This is a genomic window from Aneurinibacillus sp. UBA3580 (assembly GCF_002375825.1).
Taxonomy (GTDB): domain Bacteria; phylum Bacillota; class Bacilli; order Aneurinibacillales; family Aneurinibacillaceae; genus Aneurinibacillus; species Aneurinibacillus danicus.
Genome location: NZ_DFMZ01000137.1, coordinates 44,170 through 49,404, shown reverse-complemented (window position 1 = coordinate 49,404; position 5,235 = coordinate 44,170). Strand labels below are relative to the sequence as shown.

Below are 5,235 nucleotides of genomic sequence, written 5' to 3'. Positions count from 1 at the left end.
GGCAATGCCCGCGAGTTTTTCTTATAAAAATTCTGCGGAAAACTTTTTCTTATCTTGAAGTTTACGTTAACGTTAATGTTAGAATTTGATTAGTCAGAATGTTTGGATAAGAGGTGGTGAAACTGGAAACATACAGTATCTCGCAATTGGCGCAGGAATTTAGCATTAGTACCCGTACGATTCGATATTATGAGGAACTGGGCATCATCAAACCGCAGCGCAACGAAGGTGGACAGAGGGTATACCTGAAAAAAGACAGAGCAAGACTGCGCCTGATTTTTCGGGGCAAGAAATTCGGATTTTCACTTGCGGAAATTAAAGAAATGATTGAACTGTTCGATGTGGACCCGACAGGGAAAAAGCAATTGGAGCGGACAATGGAGTACGGACGGAAAAAAATTGAAGAAATCGACGGACGCATCCGGGAGTTAACCAATCTGCGGAATGAGATTGAGCATTTATACGAAGATTTTCAGAAACGAATAAACGGGTGAAGGCGGGAAGAGAATGAATATTTCTGAACTGCTGGCGCGTAATGCGCGCAAGTATCCAGAGCGGGAAGCAATCGTGAATGGGGCCGAGAGAGTTACGTACCGGACTTTCGATCAAGATGTGAATACGCTTGCCTACGGACTGCGGGAGTTAGGAATCTCGCAAGGCGATAAAGTCGTCTTATTTATGCCGAATACAAAAGAGTTTCTCTATACGTATATTGCCGTCATGCGCCTGGGCGCAGTGATTGTTCCGGTTAATGCGAAGCTGACAGGAACGGAACTTGATTATATTCTCGGGCATAGCGATGCCAAAGCGGTGTTCGTTCATGAGCATCTTTTTCCGGTGGTCGAAGCCTTAGCTTTACCTGCCCGAATGGTTAGCGTAAAGACGGGAGCGGCTGTGGAAGGATGGATTTCATTCGAAGCGCTGCTGTCTGTTCCTGTTTCCGAAGAATTTATATGCCAGATGAAAGAAGATGACGAAGCCACTATTTTATACACATCCGGCACGACCGGTAAGCCCAAAGGTGTTGTTTTTACGTATCGAAATATTCTTACGGCCGCCACAATGATGTGCATAGAGATGACGATGAACACGGAAAGCCGCATTCTGCATATGATGCCGCTTAGCCATTCGGCGCCGCTCCACCTCTTCTTCGTATCCGGCTTATATGTGGGAGCTGCACACATTCTGGCACCTGTATTCACGCCGGAACTGTTGCTGGATCTGGCGTCACGCGAAAAGATTACGCATTTCTTCGGAGCTCCTGTCGCCTATCTGTTTACGGCTAAACATCCAAGGATTGCTGAATATGATTTATCGTCTGCCAAGTATTGGGTTTACGGAGGAGCCCCGCTCGGTACAAAAGAAGTGCAGGTAGTCCAGCAGGCGTTTCAAACTGAAAACCTGGTGTGTGTATACGGCTTGACGGAGGCGGGACCGAACGGAACGCTGTTAAAAGCGGAAGAACACGCACATAAGGCAGGCAGCATCGGACGAAGGGCGGCATTGAACTGCGAGCTAAGAATTGTAGATGCAGATGGCAAGGATGTAGCCGGGGATGAAGTTGGCGAAATTGTGTTGCGCGGCGAAGGTACAATGAAAGGCTACTATAAAGATGAAGAGTTGACCGCGGACACTATCCGCGGAGGATGGCTCTATACGGGAGATATGGCCCGGTTCGACGGGGACGGGTACATCTGGGTAGTGGATCGTAAAAAAGACATAATTATTTCCGGCGGAGTTAACATCTTTCCAAAAGAAATCGAAGATGTGCTATCCACCCATCCGGCTATTGCCGAAGTGGCTGTTGTTGGAGTGCCGCATCCGGAATGGGGTGAGACGGTCAAAGCGTTTATCGTTCCAGCGACAGAGATGGCCGATATTGAGATAGAATGTAAGCGCTTCCTGAAAGGAAAGCTGGCTGATTACAAAATCCCGAAGCTGTATGAAACCATTGCCCAACTTCCGCGCAATGCGACCGGAAAAATTATAAAAACGACACTCAGGGAAGTGAAGACGCAAGAGGCTACTGGTTAACGCCAAGTTGCGAGAGAAAGAATCGCTAGAATGGTTATTCAATCAATAACGCTATTATTGACAAAGGGAGAGTGGATCATGAATTTTTTCCGGGAAGACCCTAATCTGGCATTTGTTCTCCGGCAGTATCTTGATGAAGATTTTTACACATGGGCGGAGAAAGAACTGGATGAATTCGGACAGCTATGCGGTACGGACATTGACCGCCGTGCCGTGCATACCGACCGGGAAGGACAGCCACGGCTGATTAAATACGATAAATTAGGCAACGACATATCGGAAATATGGGTGAACGAGGGGTACAGACAGACGGTTGCCGATACGTATAATAGAGGCATTGTCGGTTATATTCATAAGGAAATCCCGACACTGGGCCGTAGAGGGAACTATGTATACTCGTATGCGCAAGGCTATTTGCTATCTCAGGCAGAGGCAGGTTTTTATTGTCCCGTGACTCTCACGATGGCAACGGCGTACCTGCTTGAGCAGTATGCAGATGAAGCGGTGAAGCAGAAATTCCTTCCTCACGTTATCTCCACGGGAGAAAGAGAGCTATATGAGGGTGCAACTTTTCTGACCGAACGGCAGGGCGGTTCGGACGTAGGTGCGAACGAAGTGAAAGCCGTGCAGCAGGGAGACGTGTATAAACTATACGGCGAGAAATATTTCGCCAGCAATGCCGGAACGTGCGGCGTGGCGATGGTGCTTGCGCGGAGAGAGGGAGGGCCGGATGGAAGTAAAGGACTGAGTTTATTTGCAGTACCGTGGCGCAAAGAGGATGGTTCGGTCAACCATCTGCAAATACGAAGATTAAAAGATAAACTCGGCGTACGTGCCGTTCCGTCGGCGGAAGTGGTGTTCGAAGGGGCGGACGCATACCTGGTAGGCGATCCATCCAAAGGATTCTACTATATGATGGAAGCGCTGAACCTGTCCCGCGTGTGCAATGCGGTCGCATCAATAGGCATTATGCGGCGGGCATTTTTAGAAGCGAAAAACTACGCATACCAGCGCAGCGCTTTCGGTAAACAACTGGCCGACTTCCCGATGGTACAGGAGACGCTCGCGAACATGGCTGCCACACAGGAGGTTGAGACTAGTGCCGTCTTTTCGATTATGCCCTTGTTCGAACGAGTCATGATGCAAAGACAACAGGTATCCGAAGAAGAAATCGCGATGAACAGGCTGCTGATTGCCCTGCTGAAGGCGGAAACCGCAGAACAGGCGATTCACTTCTCCCATGAAGCGATTGAGATGCATGGTGGAAACGGGTATATTGAGGATTTCGTGACGCCACGGCTGCTAAGAGATGCCCAGGTTCTGACCGTATGGGAGGGGACCGCCAATATTTTGGGACTTGAAGTGCTGCGGTTGATTCGCAAATACCGGGTACACGAAAGTTTCACGGCGTATATCCGTAAAGAACTAAATGCGTTGCCAAAAGAGTGGAAAGAACGGAAAGAAATTGTCCTGCAAGGCTTATCACAGCTGGAAGAAATGATGACGGGTCTGGCAACCCAAACATACGAGGTACAGACCTACCACTGCAAAAAAGTAGCGGGGCTAATGGTCAAATTGTACGAAAGTGTCATCGCCCTGAAGGATGCGGTGATCGGTGGGAAACGAAAAGAAATTATTGCCGACCTTTATTTACGTAAAGCCTGGGGACATGAAGTTATTGATTTGGAAATGCTCCCGGTTCGTCATTTTGATTTATTGATGAACAAAGAAGCAAAGGTTGAAGCCCGGTTATAAGAATAAAGTGAATGGAACATCCGCCAGCATGGTGGATGTTTTTCTTTAGGTTTTTTTTATTTTATTCAAAAATGAATTTCATGATTCAAAATTGAATAAATTGTGCACTCTTTATTCACATGTTATGTACCGTATGCAATCCCCCTATTTTTTCTCTTTTCTTCTCACCACAACAGCTATGTGAATGTCGCAAGTATGATTTATATAATTGGCATTAAATTTGCAATTTTGTAAATAGACAATCACAGAAACAAACAAAATAGTAAGAATAGGAGTGTGTGTGCATGACAGAACATAACTGGGGGCATCTTGTTCAAAATATGCCGAACCTGTTGGCGCCAACGATGGCGAAGGATCACCCGAACCTACCCGTAGTAAAAGAGGAAGGGTGCTATTATTACGGACTTGACGGCAAAAAATATCTGGACTTCACCTCCGGCATCGCCGTGACCAACACCGGACACCGCCACCCCAAGGTCGTACAGGCAATTAAGGATGCGGCTGATAGCCTGCTGCACGGGCCATCCGGCGTCATTATGTATGAATCGCTGCTTCGTCTGGCGGAACGGCTTATCGAAATTATGCCCGGAGGATTGGACTGCTTCTTCTTTGCCAACAGTGGCACGGAAGCCATTGAGGGCGCAATCAAGCTGGCCAAGCATGTCACAAGGCGTCCGTATGTCGTGTCGTTCACCGGCTGCTTCCATGGACGTTCCCTGGGCGCGCTCAGCGTAACCACATCTAAAAGCAAATACCGGAAGTTCCTACAGCCGAATGGGCTGACGTATCAAATCCCGTACGCCCAGCCGAAAGAGTGCCCGCCGGGTCAGGATGTGGAACAATACTGCGTAGAGAAGCTAGAGAAGGACGTGGCCGCATTATTTAAGCATCAGGTGACCCCGGAAGAAGTGGCCTGCTTTATTTTGGAACCGGTGCTGGGCGAGGGTGGCTATGTCGTTCCTCCGCAAGCATGGCTGCGCAAAATCCGGGAGATTTGTGACGAGCATGGGATTCTGTTGATTTTCGACGAGGTACAGACCGGATTTGGCCGCACGGGCGATTGGTTCGCTGCCCAGACGTTTGGCGTCACGCCGGATATTATGGCGATCGCCAAAGGCATCGCTTCCGGGCTGCCGCTCAGCGCCACGGTCGCGTCGAAAGAATTGATGAAACAGTGGCCGCTCGGCAGTCACGGCACGACGTTCGGAGGCAATCCGGTTGCATGCGCCGCAGCGCTGGCTACCCTGGATGTGTTCAGGGAGGAAAGGCTGCTCGATAACTGCCGGGAGGTCGGATCGTATGCGCGCGCACGGCTGGACGCACTAAAGGAAAAGCACCCGGTAATCGGCGACATCCGCTCTGTCGGTCTAATGATCGGTATCGAAATTATCGATCCGCGAACGGGTGAGCCGAATGGAGACGGATTGATGAACATTCTGAACCGCT

The 5,235-nt window shown here is 49.1% G+C and carries 4 protein-coding genes; all 4 read left to right on the top strand.

Annotated features, from left to right (window positions below; all coding sequences use genetic code 11):
* Positions 1 to 122: 122 nt before the first annotated feature.
* Complete coding sequence (locus tag B2899_RS18300) at positions 123 to 494, top strand: MerR family transcriptional regulator (protein WP_146811510.1); 372 nt, start codon at positions 123 to 125, stop codon at positions 492 to 494.
* 13 nt (positions 495 to 507) lie between these two features.
* Positions 508 to 2,034, top strand: a complete 1,527-nt coding sequence (locus B2899_RS18295) for a class I adenylate-forming enzyme family protein (protein ID WP_286887633.1) — start codon at positions 508 to 510, stop codon at positions 2,032 to 2,034.
* A gap of 78 nt (positions 2,035 to 2,112) precedes the next feature.
* Complete coding sequence (locus tag B2899_RS18290) at positions 2,113 to 3,789, top strand: acyl-CoA dehydrogenase family protein (RefSeq protein ID WP_286887631.1); 1,677 nt, start codon at positions 2,113 to 2,115, stop codon at positions 3,787 to 3,789.
* Between the two features lie 284 nt (positions 3,790 to 4,073).
* Positions 4,074 to 5,235 (top strand): aspartate aminotransferase family protein (locus B2899_RS18285; RefSeq protein WP_286887629.1); only part of this gene is annotated, 1,162 nt, incomplete at its 3' end.